This is a genomic window from Hymenobacter profundi (genome assembly GCF_019334315.1).
GTDB lineage: Bacteria > Bacteroidota > Bacteroidia > Cytophagales > Hymenobacteraceae > Hymenobacter > Hymenobacter profundi.
In genome coordinates this window covers 15,948-35,233 of record NZ_JAHWGL010000031.1, presented here as the reverse complement: position 1 = coordinate 35,233, position 19,286 = coordinate 15,948, and the positions used below count along the sequence as shown (strand labels likewise).

16 protein-coding genes are annotated in these 19,286 nt (G+C 56.3%); 3 read left to right on the top strand and 13 right to left on the bottom strand.

Annotated elements, in window-relative coordinates; translation table 11 throughout:
* Positions 1-66: 66 nt before the first annotated feature.
* Positions 67-2,322: a protein-disulfide reductase DsbD family protein gene (locus KYK14_RS09620; RefSeq protein ID WP_219158654.1), complete on the bottom strand. Its 2,256-nt coding sequence runs from the start codon at positions 2,320-2,322 to the stop codon at positions 67-69.
* 242 nt (positions 2,323-2,564) lie between these two features.
* Here KYK14_RS09620 and KYK14_RS09615 point away from each other — a divergent pair, with 242 nt between their 5' ends.
* On the top strand, positions 2,565-3,896 hold the full coding sequence (locus KYK14_RS09615) for a hemolysin family protein (protein ID WP_185281171.1): 1,332 nt from the start codon (positions 2,565-2,567) through the stop codon (positions 3,894-3,896).
* Positions 3,897-3,983: 87 nt separating this feature from the next.
* On the opposite strand, the gene KYK14_RS09610 is transcribed toward KYK14_RS09615, so the two are convergent.
* The 8 genes from KYK14_RS09610 to accD all read right to left on the bottom strand — a co-directional run bounded on the left by KYK14_RS09610 (position 3,984) and on the right by accD (position 10,617).
* A complete protein-coding gene (locus tag KYK14_RS09610) occupies positions 3,984-4,532 on the bottom strand; it encodes a hypothetical protein (protein ID WP_219158653.1) in 549 nt (182 codons plus the stop codon).
* A gap of 156 nt (positions 4,533-4,688) precedes the next feature.
* Positions 4,689-5,201 (bottom strand): gamma carbonic anhydrase family protein, encoded by a 513-nt coding sequence (locus KYK14_RS09605; protein WP_219158652.1) that lies wholly within the window; start codon positions 5,199-5,201, stop codon positions 4,689-4,691.
* A 181-nt stretch (positions 5,202-5,382) separates the two neighbouring features.
* Complete coding sequence (locus KYK14_RS09600) at positions 5,383-6,366, bottom strand: radical SAM protein (RefSeq protein ID WP_219158651.1); 984 nt, start codon at positions 6,364-6,366, stop codon at positions 5,383-5,385.
* 160 nt (positions 6,367-6,526) lie between these two features.
* The gene (locus tag KYK14_RS09595) at positions 6,527-7,285 is read right to left on the bottom strand and encodes an endonuclease III domain-containing protein (protein WP_219158650.1); all 759 of its coding nucleotides are present in this window, start codon (positions 7,283-7,285) and stop codon (positions 6,527-6,529) included.
* 112 nt (positions 7,286-7,397) lie between these two features.
* Positions 7,398-8,105: a YiaD family glycine zipper/OmpA-like lipoprotein gene (locus KYK14_RS09590; protein WP_185281176.1), complete on the bottom strand. Its 708-nt coding sequence runs from the start codon at positions 8,103-8,105 to the stop codon at positions 7,398-7,400.
* A gap of 268 nt (positions 8,106-8,373) precedes the next feature.
* A complete protein-coding gene (locus KYK14_RS09585; RefSeq protein WP_187318887.1) occupies positions 8,374-8,568 on the bottom strand; it encodes a YMGG-like glycine zipper-containing protein in 195 nt (64 codons plus the stop codon).
* A 213-nt stretch (positions 8,569-8,781) separates the two neighbouring features.
* Positions 8,782-9,513, bottom strand: coding sequence for a YiaD family glycine zipper/OmpA-like lipoprotein (locus tag KYK14_RS09580; protein WP_219158649.1), 732 nt, complete (start codon positions 9,511-9,513; stop codon positions 8,782-8,784).
* A 216-nt stretch (positions 9,514-9,729) separates the two neighbouring features.
* Positions 9,730-10,617, bottom strand: a complete 888-nt coding sequence (gene accD, locus KYK14_RS09575) for an acetyl-CoA carboxylase, carboxyltransferase subunit beta (protein ID WP_219158648.1) — start codon at positions 10,615-10,617, stop codon at positions 9,730-9,732.
* A gap of 301 nt (positions 10,618-10,918) precedes the next feature.
* Here accD and KYK14_RS09570 point away from each other — a divergent pair, with 301 nt between their 5' ends.
* The gene (locus KYK14_RS09570) at positions 10,919-11,938 is read left to right on the top strand and encodes an OmpA family protein (protein WP_258048910.1); all 1,020 of its coding nucleotides are present in this window, start codon (positions 10,919-10,921) and stop codon (positions 11,936-11,938) included.
* 75 nt (positions 11,939-12,013) lie between these two features.
* Here KYK14_RS09570 and KYK14_RS09565 read toward each other — a convergent pair whose 3' ends face one another.
* The 4 genes from KYK14_RS09565 to KYK14_RS09550 form a co-directional block, all read right to left on the bottom strand.
* Positions 12,014-14,839: a TonB-dependent receptor gene (locus KYK14_RS09565; protein WP_219158647.1), complete on the bottom strand. Its 2,826-nt coding sequence runs from the start codon at positions 14,837-14,839 to the stop codon at positions 12,014-12,016.
* Positions 14,840-15,093: 254 nt separating this feature from the next.
* Entirely contained in the window at positions 15,094-15,807 is a 714-nt protein-coding gene (locus tag KYK14_RS09560; RefSeq protein WP_219158646.1) for an SGNH/GDSL hydrolase family protein, read from the bottom strand.
* A 113-nt stretch (positions 15,808-15,920) separates the two neighbouring features.
* Positions 15,921-16,919: an MBL fold metallo-hydrolase gene (locus tag KYK14_RS09555; RefSeq protein ID WP_219158645.1), complete on the bottom strand. Its 999-nt coding sequence runs from the start codon at positions 16,917-16,919 to the stop codon at positions 15,921-15,923.
* 157 nt (positions 16,920-17,076) lie between these two features.
* Positions 17,077-18,216 carry a cystathionine gamma-synthase gene (locus tag KYK14_RS09550; RefSeq protein WP_208309075.1) on the bottom strand — a complete coding sequence of 380 codons (1,140 nt, stop codon included), beginning with the start codon at positions 18,214-18,216 and terminating at the stop codon, positions 17,077-17,079.
* Positions 18,217-18,462: 246 nt separating this feature from the next.
* On the opposite strand from KYK14_RS09550, the gene KYK14_RS09545 reads away from it, so the two are divergent.
* The gene (locus tag KYK14_RS09545) at positions 18,463-19,185 is read left to right on the top strand and encodes a TVP38/TMEM64 family protein (RefSeq protein ID WP_219158644.1); all 723 of its coding nucleotides are present in this window, start codon (positions 18,463-18,465) and stop codon (positions 19,183-19,185) included.
* Positions 19,186-19,286: the final 101 nt, after the last annotated feature.

Sequence of the window (19,286 nt, the reverse complement as noted above, 5' to 3'; positions counted from 1 at the left end):
GAAAAAGCTGACGCTGTTTCCTCTTTCACTGAACAATAGACAGATATGGTACGGCGAAGGCTGCCTCTAACGCGCCGCCACCGGCTGATTTTGCCGCTTATACTGCGCCAAGCCGGCATCCAAGAAGCGCACGAAAGCGGCTACATCGGGCTCGTAAGCAATGGGGGGCGCCAATGTATGCGCTAGGTCGGCGGGAGCCTCCGGGTCTAGCAGCACGTAGTAGGGCTGGGCATTTACGTTGAAACCGGTGAGCTGCAAATCGGCGTTTTTCTTGCCGAGCGTGGTTTTTTCCTTGCCATCGTGGGCGGAGGTGTACTGCTCGTTGGCAGGTAGCGCGGCTTTGTCGTCTACGTACAGGGCCACTACCACGTAGTCGTCGCGCAGGCGCTTAAGCACTTGCGGGTCGCTCCACACGGTGGCTTCCATCTTGCGGCAGTTCACGCAGGCGTGACCCGTGAAGTCAATAAAGATGGGCTTGTTCAGCGCGCGGGCACAGCGCTGGGCCTGGGCCAGGTCGAAGTAGCCGTGCAGGCCGTGGGGCAATTCCAAGAAGTCGGCGTAGCGGGGCTCTTCGCAGAGCGTATTGGTAGCGGGGGTAGCCGGCGCCATGGGGGTAGCAGCCGAGGCCAGCGAGAAATCATGGCTGGTTTGGGGAGGCAGGTAGCCGGCCAGCAGCGGCAGCGGCGCCCCAAACAGGCCCGGTACCAGGTACACCATAAAGCCAAAGGCCAGCACGGCCATCAGCAGCCGGCCCACGCTCAGGTGGGGTAGGTCGGAGTCGTGGGAGAGTTTGAAGCGGCCCAACAGGTAAAGACCCAGCAAGCCCGAGAGCGTAATCCAAATGGTGATATATAGGTCGCGAGAGAGTAGGTTCCAATGGTAAGCAAGGTCGGCCATGCTCAGGAATTTCAGCGCCAACATCAATTCCACAAAGCCCAGCACCACCTTCACTGTATTCAGCCAGCCGCCCGAGCGGGGTAGGCTTTTCAACCATGCTGGGAAGATAGCGAACAACGTGAACGGCAGCGCAAACGCCAACGAAAAGCCCAGCATCCCAACAACAGGAGTCACCCGCTGGCCTTGCGCGGCCAGACTCAGAATGGTAGCCACAATAGGTCCCGTGCACGAAAAAGACACCACTACCAGCGTGAGAGCCATGAAAAACACGCCGCCCCAGCCACCTTTATCGGCCTGCGCGTCAATCTTATTGACCATGCCGTGGGGTAGGGTAATTTCAAATAAGCCTAGAAACGACAGGCCAAACGTGACAAAAACCGCGAAGAAAATCAGGTTGGGCAGCCAGTGCGTGCTGATGAGGTTGAGGCCATCCGCCCCCAGCAGCACCGTCACCAATAAACCAATCACCACATAAATGAAGATGATGGACAAGCCGTAAACCACGGCCTTGGTGATGCCCCGTTGCCGGCTGTCGCCCCCACTGGTAAAAAACGAAACCGTCATCGGAATCAGGGGGAAAACGCAAGGCGTAATTAAGGCGCCCAAACCAAACACGAAAGCCCCAAAGGCAAACGCCCACAGCCCGCCCGCTGCCGGATCGACGGCAGGGGCCGTGGCCGCTACCGAAGCCGCCGGGGTAGGAACAGCCGTAACGGCACCTGGACTCGCGGCCAGTTCCGTAGTTACTGCGGAGCCCAGGGTAGCCGTATCGGCAGTTGGTGCCGGGGTGGCATCAGTTGCGGCAATTGCCGTCATAGATTCGGGCGTTGCGGCCGCAGTGGCAGTAGGCGTGGCGGGCGTCGCCGTGGGGGAGGTAGTAGCCGATGTGGGGGTAGCGGCGGGTGGCGTTACAGCTCCCGTGCTGGGGGCGGCAGCCGTGCCGGTTACCGTAATCGGGCCAAACGACAGGGCATCGTTGCCAGGCACGCAGCGGCCGTCCACATCGGTGCAGGTCTGGTAGTCGGCTTCGGCTTTGATGGTGAGGGTGCCGGGCTGGAGAATTTTGATGCGCTGTTTGATCTGGCCAGTGCCTTCGAAATAGGTGACGTCGCCTTTAAACACGTCATCAAACTTCTTCTTCTCCCCTACCGACTTCGGCGGACCTACCAGCGCATAGGCCGCACTTTTAGGAATAGTGAGCGTGAAAACCGTTGGCCCTAGGTCGGGGTCGAAATTGGTGGCGTACAGGTGCCAGTTGGGCTCCATGCGCGCATTCACTACTAGGTCGATTTCGTCGCCCACCTTCGCAGTGGTTTTGCTGACGGCGGCCGTGAGCTTGGTAGGCGTGAGTACCTGCGCGGCAACGGGCCACAGCGGCAACAACAGGAGCACCAGCAGCGGTACTAGCTTTTTGAGAGTAGACATAAACTTTTTTTTCGACGCGGCGGAGCTTGCGTAGCACAAAGAACGGTAGGAACTAACACAAAATTAGTGTGTCAGAGTTGCACGTTGACACACTATCCTGCGGACCTAACCGCTTCGACCTGCCGAGGTTTCAAACAGTAGCTTACTTACTTAACAGCGAACTGCCCCAACCGCTTGCCAATAATCTCGTATTTTTGCGATACAAAGGGCGCTGAGCCGCGTGAGCTGCAGCGTCCGCACCTATGGGCTTAAAGATCTTGTTTACCATTCTGCTTGTCTTGCTGAATGGATTTTTTGTGGCGGCCGAGTTTGCGCTGGTGAAAGTGCGCAGCTCGCAGATTGAGCTGAAGGCGCAGGGCGGCAACCGACTGGCCAGCCTGACCCTCACTATGCTACAGAATCTGGATGCCTACCTATCGGCTACGCAGCTGGGCATTACGCTGGCATCGTTGGCATTGGGTTGGATTGGCGAAAGCGTGGTATCGGATGTGGTACTGAGCATTTTGCACAGTATGGGCATTGGCGTGAGCGACGTGACGGTGCACACCTTTTCGGTAGTGGCTGCCTCGTTTATTGTCATCACGTCGCTGCACATCGTCATTGGCGAGCAAGCACCGAAGGTGTTGGCCATTCAGAAGCCCGAAACTATTTCGATGGCCATTGCAGCGCCTCTACGTGGTTTCTACCTTATCACGTTTCCGCTGATTTGGGTACTCAACAAGCTCTCCAACGCGGTAGCGGGCCTGTTTGGCGGCCAAGTTTCGCATAGCTCTGAAGTACACACTACGGAGGAGCTGCGCCTATTGCTCGACCAGAGCATGCAAAGCGGCGAATTGCAGGACTCGGAGCACGAGCTGCTCGAAAACGTGTTCGAGTTCAACGACCGCATGGTGAAGCAGATTATGGTGCCCCGCACCAAAATTGCGGCCGTCGACATCAACGCACCCCAGGATCAGGTACTGGAAATTGCGTACAGCGAAGGCTACTCGCGCATTCCGGTGTACGAGGATAGCATCGACAACATTGTGGGCGTGCTCTACGTGAAAGACTTGTTGCAGATTGTGCGCCGCGGCGAGCCAATTGTAGTGTCGCGCATTATGCGGCCAGCCTATTTTGTGCCAGAAACCAAGAAAATCAACCGCTTGTTGCGCCAGTTTCAGCGCAAACACATGCACATGGCCATCGTGAGCGACGAGTTTGGCGGCGTATCGGGCATCGTGACGATTGAGGACATCATTGAGGAGCTGGTAGGCGAAATACAGGACGAGTACGACAACGAAGTACCGGTAGTGGAGAAGGTATCAGAAAACGAATACCGCGTGAACACCGCCACGCCCATTCCCGATGCCAACGAGTACCTCCCCTACCCCCTCCCAGAGGGCGACGACTATGAGACGGTAGGTGGCCTACTAAACATGATCTACGGCAACATTCCCGACGTGGGCGACACAGCTATTCTCGACAACTACGAGTTTCGGGTGCTGCAACGCTCCCGCCGCGCCGTGGAGCTAGTACAGCTCCGCGTGACGCGTCCACAGGAGCTGGAAGAGACGGCCGAAGAGTTGGATTTGTAAAATACAATCTTCACACGAAAAAAGGGCTGCCGTACGGCAGCCCTTTTTTCGTGTGAACCCAGCTTTTGTAAGTTTCCTGTTTATGATCTATCTCCCGTTAATTAAAGCTATAATCAGTAATACCACCCCTACCAAAAAGACAATACCACCAATTGTAGCCACAAAGTTTGTTCCACCAATAAGGCCGCCTATCAGAAGAATAACTGCTCCAATACCAATGATGATGCCTGCGCGACCTGCACTCGACATACCTCGTCTAACCTTGGACACTTCATTGTGTTGCGCAAGCGGTTTACGAAGTTGCTTGAACACGCCAGCAACTGCCATTTGCCGAACCTTACCACCTGGCTTCTGCATGACAGCTTTGAAGGAAGGCTTTTCGCCTTTTATGTTAGGCTTCGCAAACTGAGTCTGGGTAGCAGAAGTTGCTATAATTAGATCAGAAGAAACATGTGTTTCGGCTAATGCAGCAGAAGCGGATTTTGGCTCTTCTGTAACGACTGCCACACGCTTCTGCGTGGTATTTACATGATATGGCGAGACGGTAGGCTTAAATGCATATTGACTTTTATTGCACGAAGTCAACGAGGTTGCAGCCAACAAGACGCCAGCTAAATGGATGTAGAGTTTGTTCATAAATAAAGTTTGAAAAAGATAGAGCCTAAACGAGAGACATCTTACTGCTTTCATAAAAACATTGCAGTACTCTTCTCAAACTTGAGTACTTCTCACTCTATCTGCAAAAAGTAATATGGCTCTCGATTATAGCAACTCCTATCTATTTGACAAACATTATTCCGTTTTAAACCAGCTTGCGTACTGCACATAGTTATCAGCCGTGCGCTGAATGGTCGTACGTTGCTCATCCGTTACGGGCTTGATTTTGCGGGCTGGAACACCGGCGTAGAGGTAGCCCGGCTCGCATTGCGTATTTTCCAGCACTACCGCGCCGGCCGCAATAATGCACCCCGAGCCTACCACCGCATGGTCCATCACGATGGCGCCCATGCCAATCAGCACGTCGTCTTCTACAGTGCAACCGTGCACAATGGCGCGGTGCCCGATGCTCACACGACTGCCAATAACCGTGGCCGCCCGCTGGTAGGTGCAATGAATTACCACACCATCTTGGATATTGGTCTGCTCGCCGATACGGATGCTGTTTACATCGCCGCGAATGATGGCGTTGAACCATACGGTGCAGCGGGCGCCTAGCACCACATCACCCACAATGGTAGCATTATCGGCCACGTAGCAGTCAGGGCCAATTTCAGGTTGTTTTCCGCGAACAGGTAAAAGAAGCATAAGGAGTGGTAAGTAGTGAAATGGTGAGTAAAAATACGGTTGTCATCCTGAACGAAGTGAAGGACCTTCTGCCAGTTGAACGAGTCGTTGTTACGCTTGTCGTTCTGGCGTGATAAGGTCCTTCGCTGCACTCAGGATGACATTGCCACTCACCATCTCACCATTTCACAACCTCACCATTTCACCGCGTCAGCATCCGTTTCCAGGTGCCTTTGGCTACGTTATACTTCACGGTGCTGGGTAAGGCCTGCCAGAAATACTTACTGGTTTCGACGGCGAAGCTGGGCTGCATGTAGCAGTTGATGGTGCAGCCTTCGCACTGGGGTAGGCGGCCTTCCAGGGCGGCCAGGCGCTGCACCTCGGTGGAGTTGTAGAGGTCGAACAAACGGCCTTCCACCGGAAATTTCTGCTGGCCCAGGTGGTAGCAAGGTAGCACCAGCTCGTTGCTGGGTGAGATGACCAGGGTAGTACTGGCCGCTCGGCACACGGGCGCAGCTACGTGGTTGCCACCATCGCGGCGGAGCTGGATGAAGGCTTCGTTGAGGTAGACGCCCTTACGACGGCCGAAGGCAGAGAGGTAATCTAGTTCTTCAATCGTCAGCTGCTCGCCGGCGTCTACACCGTTGTATTCGAAGGCTGGGTTCAGAATCAGCATCAGCTTGTTGGGCTGCGCGATGTCTCGGTACACGGCTTCTAGATCCTTCAGGTTTTCGCGGAAGACGGTGAACAGAATGTCGGGCCGCTCGCCCAATTCTCGCGCTACTCGAATGCTTTCCAGCACAAAATCGTAGCAGGCCACGCCCCTACCCCGGTCGTGCACTTCTTTTTCAGAGGCATCGAGCGAGAAGTGCAGCATATCCACTTTGCCGCGCAGCCGCTCGGCGTATTTGGGGTAGAGCAGGCAATTCGTGGTGAGCGTAGTGATGAAACCCATGTCGTGCGCCAGCCCCACAAACTCATGTATCTGCCGGTGCAACAGCGGCTCCCCACCTGTAAAATCTACCACCGACACGCCCAGGCGCTTCAAGTCGCGCAGGTTCTGCTCTACGTCTTCTAGTTTAATATAAGGAGAAGGCTTCTCCCAAATATCACAGAATGAGCACTTTGCATTGCACCGATAGGTGACATAGTAATTGCACAGAACCGGGTGACGAACAAGGCGCATGAGTTTTTAGCTGATAGCTGTTACGTCAAAGCTAATTATAGAACGTCATTCCGAACTGGTCGAGGAATCTCGCGTGCTGATGAAAGTATAGTATACAACATAAGCACGCGAGATTCCTCGATCAGTTCGGAATGACGTTTTGTTAAACTACTTACCCTACTTAGTGAGGCAATTCACCCCAGGCCGTATCCCAGTGCTTGGGGGTAGCAGCCAGCGCCTCGGGTGTGGCGGGGCCGTAGTGCTCGGTATAGTAGTCACAAAAGGCTTTGAGCGGGCATCGGGCACAGTCGGGCTTGGTGTAGAGACACACGCGCTGGCCGTGCCAGTAATTGTGCTTATGAAAGTTGAGCAGCACCCGCGCATCTTGCGGAAGTTGTTCCAGTAGCAGCTTGTGCGCCCGGTCTGCCGACACTTTCGGCCCAATCATCCCTACCCGCTGGGCAATGCGGTGCACATGCGTATCGACCGGCAGTACGGGTTTCTGAAAGTTGAACAGCAACACTAGTGAGGCCGTTTTCAGGCCGATGCCGGGCATGTCGGTCAGCCATTGCAAACCCTGCTCGGTGGGCCAGTCGGCCAGGAAATCCAGCGTAAACTCGCCCCGCTCGGCTTTAATGCGGCGTAAAATATCTTGTATGCGTGGCGCCTGGGTATCGGGCCAGCGCGTGGTGCGGATAGCATGGGCCAACGCAGGGGTAGGCGCGGCCAGTACGCCCTCCCAGTCGCCAAAGGTTTCTAGCATGCGGGAGTAGGCCAGCTCCTCGTCGGCGTGCGTAGTGCGGTGCGACAACACGGTGCTGATGAGCTCACGCATGGGTGTACGGCGCGGAGTGGAGGATAATTCGCCGTAGAAATCGTTCAGGATCAAGTGGTTTTCCCAGGTTTTCTGGGCAGGCGAAAGTGGGGCGGCGTTGGTCATGTGCTTTCTACCCACAAGCGCCCCGTGGAGTTGCCTCTCTAGCCCCGAAAAAAGTAGCGGCTTCCCTAGGTAGGGAAGCCGCTGACTGTAGTACCTGGCAACGCGAATTTTGTTAGATAGTGCCTTTTTCGGCAGCTTTCTTCAGTTTCTCATTAGCATAGATAGCCACTTCTACACGGCGGTTGGCGCTGCGGCCAGCTTCCGTCGAATTGTCAGCAACGGGCTCCTTGGAACCATAGCCCGTCACCTGAAAGCGCGATGCATCCACGCCCTGCGACTGCGTATAGTTGGCTACAGCCTGCGCCCGGCGCTGCGATAAAGGATTGTTAATGGCGTCGGTGCCGGTGTTATCGGTGTGGCCTTCTACCAGTACGTTGGTGTCGCCGTACTTTTTGAGGGTAGCAGCCAGGGTAGCAATATTCTCCTGCGCCGCTGAGGTCAGTGTAGAGGAGTTCTTAGCAAATAGAATACCCGAGTCGAAGGTGATTTTGATGCCTTCGCCTACGCGCTCTACCGTGGCACCAGCCATTTCACGCTTCAACTCGGCAGCCTGCTTATCCATACGGCGGCCGATAAGGGCGCCCGCGCCGCCGCCTACTGCCGCGCCAATAATGGCACCACCGGCGGTGCTGTTTTTACCACCAATTACGCGACCAAGTACGCCGCCTACCAAGGCGCCACCGCCGGCACCCAGCAAACCACCCTTCGCGGTTTTGCTCATAGGCTTTTTGGTGGTTGTAGTAGTTTGCGCTTCGGCAAAGTGGCCACCCAGCAACAGCAGCGCCAGCAGCAGGGAGAGTAGGGAACGGGAGGTTTTCATAAAAGTCAGATAAATGGGAGAGAATACGCACAGCACCGGGCTGCCACTAGCCTATTGGCAACCACCTTGCCAAAATCCCCCTATTTGTTATGCCTTCAGCACAATTCTTAGTTGCTTTTTGATTATCAAATAATTGCCCTTCAGAATCTTCTGGTTCGCCACTGAGCTAGCAGCGAAATACGGTATTTGATACCAACGCTAAAAGCAGAAGGACTACCCATCGTGGATAGTCCTTCTGCTGCTATTGCCCGCGAAGTATATTGCTGGGCTAGTTATTGCGACGGTTACGGCGTTCTTCCCGGCGCTGCTCGCGTTTTTTCTTATCGCGGCTTTTGCCATAGAGTGAACCGCCTATGGCGCCTACTCCAGCACCAATCGCAGCTCCTTTACCCCCGCCTATCAGGCCGCCGCCTACGGCACCAGCACCAGCGCCTACGGCCGTACTAGTCCGGCATTCCGTCATAAAAAAACAAGCGCCGGCAAGGGCGAGCAAACGTAACTTCTTCATGGTCTTGCTATCGTAAAAGGCGCAAAAACGGCCTGAATGAGAAAAATTTAGGCTTTATAACGTAAGGCCACTACTTCAAGTTGAGGTACGCTCCCTTTTACCGAACTCTTACACGCAAAAGGGCTACCCCGGTGTGGAGTAGCCCTTTGCCTTACGCTATAGTTGAGCTTACAGCGTGCCGTTTTCAGCAGCCTTTTTCATTTTCTCGTTGGCGAAAATGGCGATTTCTACGCGGCGGTTGGCCTGACGACCAGCTTCCGTCGAGTTATCAGCAATGGGCTGCTTGGAACCGTAGCCGTTGGTAGTGATGCGCGAAGCATCTACGCCTTGCGTCTGCGTGTAGTTGGCAACAGCCTGGGCGCGGCGCAACGACAAGGGGTCGTTGATAGCGTCGGTGCCGGTGTTGTCGGTGTGGCCTTCTACCAGGATGTTAGTGTCGGGGTACTTTTTGAGGGTAGCAGCCATCTTCTGAATTTCCGTCATCGAAGCCGGACGCAGATCCGATTTGTTGGTATCGAACAGGATGCCCGAGTCGAAGGTCACTTTAATGCCTTCGCCCACGCGCTCTACCTTAGCGTTCTGCATATCGCGCTGTAGCTCTTCGGCCTGCTTGTCCATTTTGCGGCCAATGAGGGCACCAGCACCACCACCGACGGCAGCACCAATGATAGCGCCGGCAGCTGTACCACCCGAGCCGCCAATTACGCGGCCGAGTACGCCGCCTACTACAGCGCCGCCACCAGCACCCAGCAGACCACCCTTCGTGGTTTTATTCATACCAGTTTTGCGTGGGCCAGTGCCGTTGGCGTCCGGAATGTTCGGGTTGCGCGAGGTTGCGCACGAGCTCAGAAACAGCATCAGTGCCAAGCACAGCGAAATAATTGCATTAGGAGATTTCATCAGTAGGAACTTTGGTGAAAAATGTAGGGAAAGAGAAACGATGGTTGTCCGGTGTTGGGTACTGTACTTCGGCCAAAAATGTTTGTTTGAAATTGCTTTATAGCTGTAAGGCTATCTGAGTCAAGCACCTCAACACGAAAAAAGCCTCTTCAACATCTGAATAATACAGTTGAAGAGACTTTTTCAAAAAGCTTGCCGCTTTTGCCGGCAATTTATTTAACGACGTGCTGCCGTCACGGTTGCAGCCTCTGCCACTGCGGCTGGGCGCAACAGGTGCAGCAAATCGGCCAGCTTCTGCTTCAGGTCTTTACGATCTACAATGAAATCGAGGAAGCCGTGCTCCAACACGAACTCGGAGCTTTGGAAATCTTTCGGCAGGTCCTTGCCAATGGTTTCCTTGATAACGCGCGGGCCAGCGAAACCAATGAGTGCCCCCGGCTCGGCAATATTAAAATCGCCCAGCATGGCAAACGAGGCCGTTACGCCGCCCGTGGTGGGGTCAGTAAGCAAGGATATATAAGGCACACCGGCTTCGGAGAGCAGCGCCAGCTTGGCCGACGTTTTGGCCATCTGCATCAGGGAGTAGCCGGCTTCCATCATGCGCGCTCCGCCCGATTTGCTGATCATCAGGAACGGGATGCGGTGCTGGCGGGCGTAGTCGATGGCGCGGGCAATCTTCTCGCCGACCACCGAGCCCATGGAGCCGCCAATAAATTTGAAATCCATGCAGGCAATCACCAGCTCGGCGCCCTGGCTGCGGCCATACGCCGTGCGCACGGCATCGTGCAGCCCGGTGGCGCGCTCGGTAGCCGCCACGCGCTGGGGGTAGGGCTTGGTATCGACGAAGTGCAGCGGGTCGCCGGAAGTGAGGTCGGCGTCCAGCTCCGTAAACTGGTTATCGTCAAACAGCACCTCGAAATACTCGGCCGAGTTGATGCGGTCGTGGTGGTTGCAGTTGGCGCAGGTATAGAGCAGGCGCTTGTGCTCGGCCATGGTAGCCACGGTTTTGCATTCCGGGCACTTGTACCACAGGCCGTCGGGGGTTTCCTTTTTTTCCTCCGTGGGCGTGACAATGCCTTTTTCTACGCGTTTAAACCAAGACATCAGGTAAGAATTGAGGGGCGGATACTAGCGTGTGACGACAAAGATACTACGCAGGGTGGCTACGGGCCGGCTTTTTGGCCGGAAGAATTGTCTGGCTATTTCTGAAATTCAGATAGAAATTTCGGCTAATAACTTGACTGCAAGCATTGTATTCGGCGTTGAACAGCAACAAAGATAGTCTGAAAAATGGTTTGAGCCGGCCTTAAGAATTGGAAGTTGCCCCCGCAACTGGCTACCTTGCTACAGGGTAGGCCCTATCGGACTATTCCGTTACTCTTGCTGTTTCACCTACGTTTATTCCGTGTATAAATTCTCTTCGCTGACCCTAGCCGCTCTTGTGGTGGCCGCTTCCACTACCCTACCCAGCTGCGTAGCCTCCCGCAAATACGACGAATTACAGGCTCGCCAAACGGCTACCCAGCAAGCCAAAGAAGATTTAGAAAAACGCCAACGCCAGGCAGTAGCCGAGTTGCAGAAAGCCAACGACGAGCTAGCCCAACTCCGCCTCGATAAGAAGCGCCTCGTAAACGATTCTACCCAAACGGGCAACATCCTGCGCAAAACCCAAAGCCTGTATGGCGAGCTGAACGACTCCTACGATAAACTACTCAAGAACAGCGACCGGGCCATGGCCAACAAATCGGCCGATTACGACAAGGTAGCTAAGGACCTGGCCCGCCGCGAAGCCGAGCTGGGCGAGCTGGATGTGAACCTGAAGAAAAGCCGTACGCAAATCGACCAGCTTAATACAGACCTAAAAACGCGTGAAGCAAAGCTAGCGGAGCTGCAACAGGCACTGGCTGCCAAAGACAAGGCCGTGAACGACCTGCGCGCCAAGGTTAATAATGCGCTCCTAGGCTTCAAGTCCAATGATTTGAAAGTAGAGCTGCGCAACGGCAAGGTGTACGTGTCGCTTTCAGAGCAGCTGCTGTTCAAATCGGGCTCTACCAAGGTAGACCCCAAAGGCCAGGATGCCCTCAAAAAGCTGGCCCAGGTGCTGCAAGAGCAACCCGATGTGAATGTGGTAGTCGAAGGTCACACCGACAATGTGCCCATCTCGCGTGGCACAGCTGGCATGCAAGACAATTGGGACCTAAGCGTGCTGCGCGCCACCGAAATTGCCCGTTTGCTCACCGTGAGCGGGGTAGCGCCTCAGCGCGTGACGGCCTCGGGCCGCTCGCAATACCTACCCATAGCCCCCAACGACAACGCCGCCGACAAAGCCCTGAACCGCCGCACCGAAATCATCCTCACGCCCAAGCTCAACGAGCTGTTTCAGATTCTGGATAGTAATTCGGCGGCGAGTGCTGGTGGGCAATAGCTCTACGGTTCCCTACCTTAAGCAAAACGGCCAGCCTTCTGAGAAGGCTGGCCGTTTCAGTAGTACACTAAGTGCTTACAGCGAAACGCTTACGCGAGCAAAGTAAAACGCACCGTTGAAGCCAAACTGGTTGGCGCTGTATAGGTAGCGGCCCCGGTTGGAGTTGTCCAGCGAAGAACTATAGCTCAGGTTGGGGTCCACGGAGAAGTTGTTTGGGTCGTTGCGCGGGTTCACGTAAATCTTGTCGGGATACACGTTGAACAGGTTGTTGGAGCCGATGGCCAATCCTATTTGCTTGGTGATTTGCGCATTCAGCGTCAAGTCCGTAATCCACTTGGCCGAGAAGGTCTGGTCGAGGTTGGCGCGGGCCGGGTTGGCGTCGGCCGAGCGGATTTCGCCGAAGCGCACCGTGCGGGCTTCTATGCCAAAAATACCGCGGGTATACGCCGCCGACAGGTTGATTTTGCTGCGCGGGTTGCCGTATTCGAGGCGGGTCCGTTGCTGCCGGTCAAAGAGCGTGTTTTGCAGGTTGCTGGTCCCTACCGTTTGGTCGTTGTTGATGGTAGAGGACGTGCTGTTGAAGCCCGTTACTTCCGTTTTGTTGAAGTTGGCAGCAGCTGTCAGCGTCAGGCGACTGTTTTCGCCCAAGGGCAGGCGCTCATTGGCCACGATGTCAATGCCTTGGGTGCGGGTATTCACAGCATTAGCAAAGAACTGTACTCGGCTCACATCGCGGCCGGCCAGAATTTGGTCTACAATGGTAGGCGGCGTCACGGCGGGGTTGCTCTTGGCAAATTGCGACGACAACACAATCCGGTCGCGGATATCAATCTGGTAGGCGTCTACCGTCAGCGTGAAGGTGCGGCCGATACTGCTGGTGAGGCCCAGGCTGTAGTTCTTCGACTTTTCCTGCTTCAGCGACCCTACCCCAAACCCCCGCTGGCTGGGGTCATCAAAGCTGTTGCGCACAATCGGGTTATCATTGTTAACGGTGAGCACCTGGTTGGGTAGTCCGCTTACAAACTGCGTGCTGGTATTGGTGAAGTAGCGTTGCTGCAACGAGGGCGCCCGGAAACCGTTGCCGATAGAACCGCGCACGGCCACCGTTCGCAGGATGCTGTAGCGCGCGCCCAGTTGGCCGCTCACATTGCCGCCAAAGTCGCTGTAGCGCTCGGCCCGGCCAGCCAGGTGCACCAGCAGCTTATCGGTAATGTCACTTTCAAAATCGAGGTAGCCTGCCACGTTGGTGCGGCCCTTGTTCACCTCATCCTGGGGCTGATACCCCGGAAACACCTGGGCGCCAGAAGCAGTAGGCGCGCCGTTGATTCTGCGGCCACCGTTGATATACGACGCGTACTCCCCTTTGCCAATCAGGAAGTTATCATACCGAAACTCGCCCCCCGCAGCCACGTTTAGGCTAGCCAGCGGCCCCACGTCCATGAAGCGCCGCGACACGCTCAAGTTCGTAGTGTTTTGCAGGAACGCCAGTCGGCCTGCGTAGAAATCTGTTGGGTTTACAATGCCGGGTCCTTGAGGTAGGGAGGCATTCACGGAGTTGCTGACATCGTAGCGCAACTCATTGCGGCCGAAGGTGTTGCTCAAATCAACTGCAAAACCGCCGAAGGTGTTGCGCACGCCCACAATAGCCGACTGGTCGTAGATAGTAGTGTTGATGAAGGGTAGGTAGCCGTTCGGAAAGATGGTCAGGTCGCTTTGGGTGGCCTGGTTGGGTAGGCGGTTGAAGCCCGAGCCCTGGCCCGTGCGGTACGAGGCACCGCCAGACAGGTACACCTCGTAGCCACGTCCCAGTCGATACCCACCATTCAGAAAGCCACCGAAGTTGCGCGTAGCCGACTGCCCTACCCGAAAGTCTCGCCGGTCGAAACCATTGGCCGCTACCAGCGCATCGTCCTGCGCCTTGAGGGCGCGGCGGGCTTCCTCAGTATTGGCAGAAGCCGGATAGGCTCCGCCGCTACCCAAGTAAATCAGCGGCGTCCGGTCCGCAAATGAGCGGTCGGTATAGCCGCGGTTCAGAAACTGCCCGCTCAGGTCCAGAAAGCCGCGCTTGTTTAGGCCAATGCCCACGTTGATGTCAACTTGCTCGGTTTTGCCGTCGAATTCAGCAGTCTGGCCGTAGTAGCCGGTGCTGGTCACGCCCGTCGAATCGTCTTTGAGCTGAATATTGATAACACCCGCAATGGCATCGGAGCCATACAAGGCCGATGCCCCGTCGCGCAGCACCTCAATGCGCTTGATGCTGGCCGTGGGAATTACGTTGAGGTCGGTGCCTACCGAGCCCCGCCCTACCGTGCCGTTGATGTTGACCAAGGCCGAGTTGTGGCGGCGCTTGCCGTTCACCAGCACCAGCACTTGGTCGGGGCCAAGGCCGCGCAAGCTGGCCGGGTCCACGAAGTCGGTACCATCCGAAACGGCCTGCCGCGACGACTGAAAAGAAGGCGCAACATAGGTAAGCACTTGGGTGACATCCGTTTGAGCAAACGCTTTAATCTCACGGGCCGAAATAACATCGACTGGTGCTGTGGTGAGGATATTGGAGCGGCCCTCGGTAGCCCGTGAACCCGTTACCACCACTTCATTGAGGCTGGTGCTGGCATCCTGCAAACGCGCGTTTAGCACGGAGCGCCCATTCAGCGGAATTTCCTGTGGTGTTTGCCCAATAGCCGAGAAAATGAGGGTAGCCGACGTGGGCACAGCAAGCTGGTAACGCCCTTCCGCGTCGGTAGAAGTACCGTTGTTGGTGCCTTTTTCCAGCACCGTCACGCCGGGGATGGCTGCGCCGGTAGGACCAGTTACGCGGCCGGTTATGGTCTGCGTCTGGGCCCACGCGGCGGCGGGCAACAGGCTGGCACACACAATAGAAGTGAGTAAGGTTTGGCGCATACGCGTTCAGAGAGGAAAATAAAAGAAGATGCAAATTTGCCGAAAAGGACTACCCTTCTTGATGCCAACAACAGCCTACAAGGGCGACCATCTACCGTTTTTCACGATATGAACAGAATATCCCGCAGGATGTATTGCTTGAAACAAAAAAAGTATACTTCTTCCGTAGCGATACAGTTATAAGCTATTCTACTTCAGCCCATTATATGCTTATCAGCAATTTATAAAGTGGCGCGCCACCGCCAGCCGTGCAACTACTTTGCGCTCACGGCCACTACTTTCTGCACCACGGGTAGCGCCGCTTCCGCCCATGTTGCCATCTGCTGACCGGAATAGTGCAGGCCATCGGGAGCAAACTGGGAAGCATCACCGCTGGCGGAACGCGTGAGGCTGGTAATGTCCACGAAGGCAACGCCGGCCTGCTGGCATTCCTGCCGGGCCACCTCGTTGAACTGGTCGATTTCCTCGCCAATCTGCGTCCGGTTGCGCCCTTGCGCGTAGGGCGTCTGTCCCCAGTCTGGTATGGACAGCACAACCACTCGGCCAGAACGGCCACCGGCAAAGCGCGTGGCCGTTTGCAGCAGTTGGCGTAGGCGTGGGCGATAATCAGCGGCGCTTTGCCCCTGGTACTGATCGTTGACGCCAATCAGCAACGACACCAGCTCATAGGTGCGCTGATTGCCGGAGGCCACAATAGCCCGTTGCAGGTCCTGGGTTGTCCAGCCGGTGCGGGCTATGAGGGCGGGCGGCGCTACCTCGGTACCGCGCTGGCGCAACTGTTGCGCCAACTGCACGCTCCAGCGGGCTTGTTCGCTCACGCCCTCGCCTATAGTATAAGAGTCGCCTAACGATAGAAAGCTAATAGTAGCCGCCGATACGGGGGGTGTGACCATCGGCGTAGGCGGCACCTCGGTGTGCGTGCAGGCCCAAAAGGGTAGTAAGGCAAATAGGAGAGCAAGGAAACGCATACTATCGGAATAAGCAGCTAGCTTACCTAACTTGGAATGCTACGCCGCTATGATCCGTACGAAAACGCGCTATTTGTAGATTGCAAGCCGCTTTCCGGTAACTAAGCAAGCCCCTACCCCCGCCACCACCCAGACACGTAAGGCGCTTGCGCGGCCTCCACCCGCTCACCGGGCCGGGGTAGCAACAGCGCTACGCCAGCAGAGGCGGCGGCTTGTTGCACTTCCTCGGCCGGGTCGGTCCAGGCGTGGTAGGCCAGGTTGAAAGTACCCCAGTGAATGGGGAGCAGCGCCCTGCCGCGCAGGGCTTGGTGGGCAGCTACGGCTACTGTAGGGCCCATGTGCACATCTGCCCAGTCAGGGTCGGCGGCGCCTATCTCCAGCATCGTCAGGTCGAAGGGTCCGTAGGTGTCCCCAATCTGTTGAAAGGCATCAGCAAACGGGCCGGAATCACCGCCAAAAAAGGCGCGGTGAGTAGGCCCCAACAGCACCCACGATGCCCACAAGGTAGCATCCTGATCGAGACCGAGGCGGCGGCCGGAGAAGTGCCGGGCGGGTGTGGCCACCAGCGTGAAGTTGGGCGCCAGCGTGTGGGTCTGCCACCAGTCCAATTCTGTAATTTTATTGGGAGCCACGCCCCAACGACGCAGGTGGCGCCCTACCCCCAGCGGGCAAAAGAACGGTACGCCCGTGCGCGCCAGTGCCCGCACGGCGAGAGGATCAAGGTGGTCGAAATGGTCATGAGAGAGGAGCACACCATCCAGCGGCGGCATCTGTGCCAAGGGTAGCGGGTTGGGAAAGAAGCGCTTCGGCCCCATAAAGCTCACCGGCGAGCTGCGCGGGCGCCATACCGGATCGGTCAGGAAGCGGCGGCCGTCAATTTCCAGCAGCACCATGGAGTGCCCCAGCCAGGTAGCCCGTAGGGCAGTAGGCGGCACCGGTTGGGCCAGCGCCACGGCATCTACCGAGAAGCCTGCTAGTGCCGGCTTGGGCACGCGCTGCTCTTTGCCTAGCAGCCAGCGCCGGGCCATCTGCCAGTAGCTGGTGGCTGTGGACATAGCAGTTGGCACAGCATTGCGGTAGCGCTTGCCATCGAAATGGGAAGAGATTTTCATAAGTATGACTTAGTCAGGCGGGCAGATAAAACAGAACGTCATTTCGACCAGCGGGAGAAATCTCGCGTGCTGGTCGAAATGACGTTCTGTCTGAACGGGTAGCTAAGCAGACGCTTTGCTACCCGTTATATTTTAACGACAGGCGGTTTACCTACTCCTACCCTATTGCCTGGCCCAGGTCTTCCAACAGATCTTCAATATCCTCCACGCCTACACTCAGGCGAATAAGGGAGTCGGAGAGACCCGCTTTGCGGCGCTCCTCGGCCGGGATGCTGGCGTGCGTCATGGTGGCGGGGTGGCCCGAGAGACTTTCTACCCCGCCCAGGCTTTCAGCCAACGTGAAGAGCTTCAGTTTTTCGAGCACCGCAATGGCGTCTTCTTGCTTATCTCCTTTCAGCACGAAGGAAATCATACCCCCGAAGTCGCGCATTTGCTTGGCGGCTACGGCGTGGTTGGGGTGCTCGGGGAAGCCCGGCCAAAACACCTTCTCTACTTTCGGATGTGCTTGCAGGTACTCGGCCACGGCGCGACCGTTTTCGCAGTGGCGCTGCATGCGCAGGTGCAGGGTTTTGAGGCCACGCAGCACCAAGAAGCAGTCTTGGGGGCCGGGCGTGCCGCCGCAAGAGTTTTGCAGAAACGCCAGGCGTTGCAGCAAGGCGTCGTCGTTTACAACCAAAGCGCCCATTACCACATCGGAGTGGCCGCCCATGTACTTGGTGAGGGAGTGCATCACAATGTCGGCACCCAGCGCAAGGGGCGTTTGCAGGTAGGGCGTCGAGAAGGTATTATCGACTACCAGCAGGGCGCCGGCCTCGTGGGCTACCTCGGCGGCGGCTTCAATGTCGATGATGTTGAGCAGCGGGTTGGTGGGCGTTTCCACCCAGATCAGCTTGGTTTTGTCCGTCACCTTTTCGCGCACGGCTGCCATGTCGTGCATAGGCACGAAATGAAACTTGATGCCCAGCGGCGCAAATACTTTGGTGAAGATGCGGTAGCTGCCGCCGTAGAGGTCGTTGGTGGAAATCACCTCGTCGCCGGGTTGCAGCAGCTTGATGATGCAATCGACCACGGCCATTCCTGAGGCAAAGGCTAGGCCGTGCTTGCCATCTTCCAAAGCGGCCACTGCGTCCTGTAGCTGCGAGCGGGTAGGGTTGTGCGTGCGCGAGTACTCATAGCCCTTGTTCTCGCCGGGCGAGGTCTGCACGTAGGTAGACGTTTGGTAAATGGGCGTCATAATGGCGCCGGTGGCCGGATCGGGGTGCACGCCGGCATGGATGGCTTTGGTTCCGAATTTCATATCGTAGGGGTGGGTAGTGAAAGCAAGCGCCCGGGCAGCGCGCGTTCAAAGGTAAGAACGCAACAAGTTGCCCGCACCGGCTTGCTACTATTGTATCTATATACTAACTACCCTGCGCGCCGTCTTGTTACCAAACGATGCCTGCCCATACCTATTCAGCCGCGTTTCAGATTTGCTACGACTACCGCGTGCCAAATCCGTAAGAGCAAACAGGCTGTCGTTTCACTAGCCTGTTTTTCTTTGTCTATGCTCTCCACTCTAAAAGCGTTGTTTCGGACCAACGCGTCCTCACTCCTGTCTATGTTTCTGCTGGTGGTGCTACCCATTGTAGGTAGCTCGACCGTTACTTACTTGCTCTACGAGCACCAAAATTTGCTGCGCGACCTCACCCTACCCCAAATGCTGCTGTACTTTGGGCTGATGGTGTTCGTGCTGGCATTTTCGCTGGTGCACTCCACAGTGGCAGTGCTGCTCACAGGTTTCTTCCTGGGTTGGGCTGGGCTGCCGGGCACCATTATAGCGTATGCGCTGGCGGCGCTGCTGGGCTACGAGTTGGCCACTCGCCTCGACCAGGGAAAGTTGCTCCGCTTCGTACACTCTTTCCCGAAGGCCGAAGCTATTATGCAGGAGCTGCGCCACCAAAGCTGGCAGCTGATTCTGTTGGTGCGCTTGGCGCCCGTCCTACCCTTCGCCCTGATGACGTTCGTGCTGGCTATCTTGGGAGTGGACCGCACCCGATTTTTGGGCGCCAGTGTGTTGGGCATGCTGCCGCGCAGCCTGTTTTTTTACTGGATAGGCACACAGGCCCAGGATGCGCTGTCGCTGCTCCACAATCCTGATACGGGCACCACTGGCAAAGTACTGGTGCTGGTGCTGCTGGCTGTAGCTGCACTGGGTCTCTACTACGTTTTCAACCGGGCCGTGCAGCGTGCTTTGGACCGGCAGGTGGAAAAACACGAAAATTATTAAATCTGAAAATCAGTTGCTTGCACATTTTCTTGCGTTTTTTCGTCTTTAAAATGTCACGCGGCTTGTTTTCCGGGAAATTCTGCTGTTATCTTTGCACACCG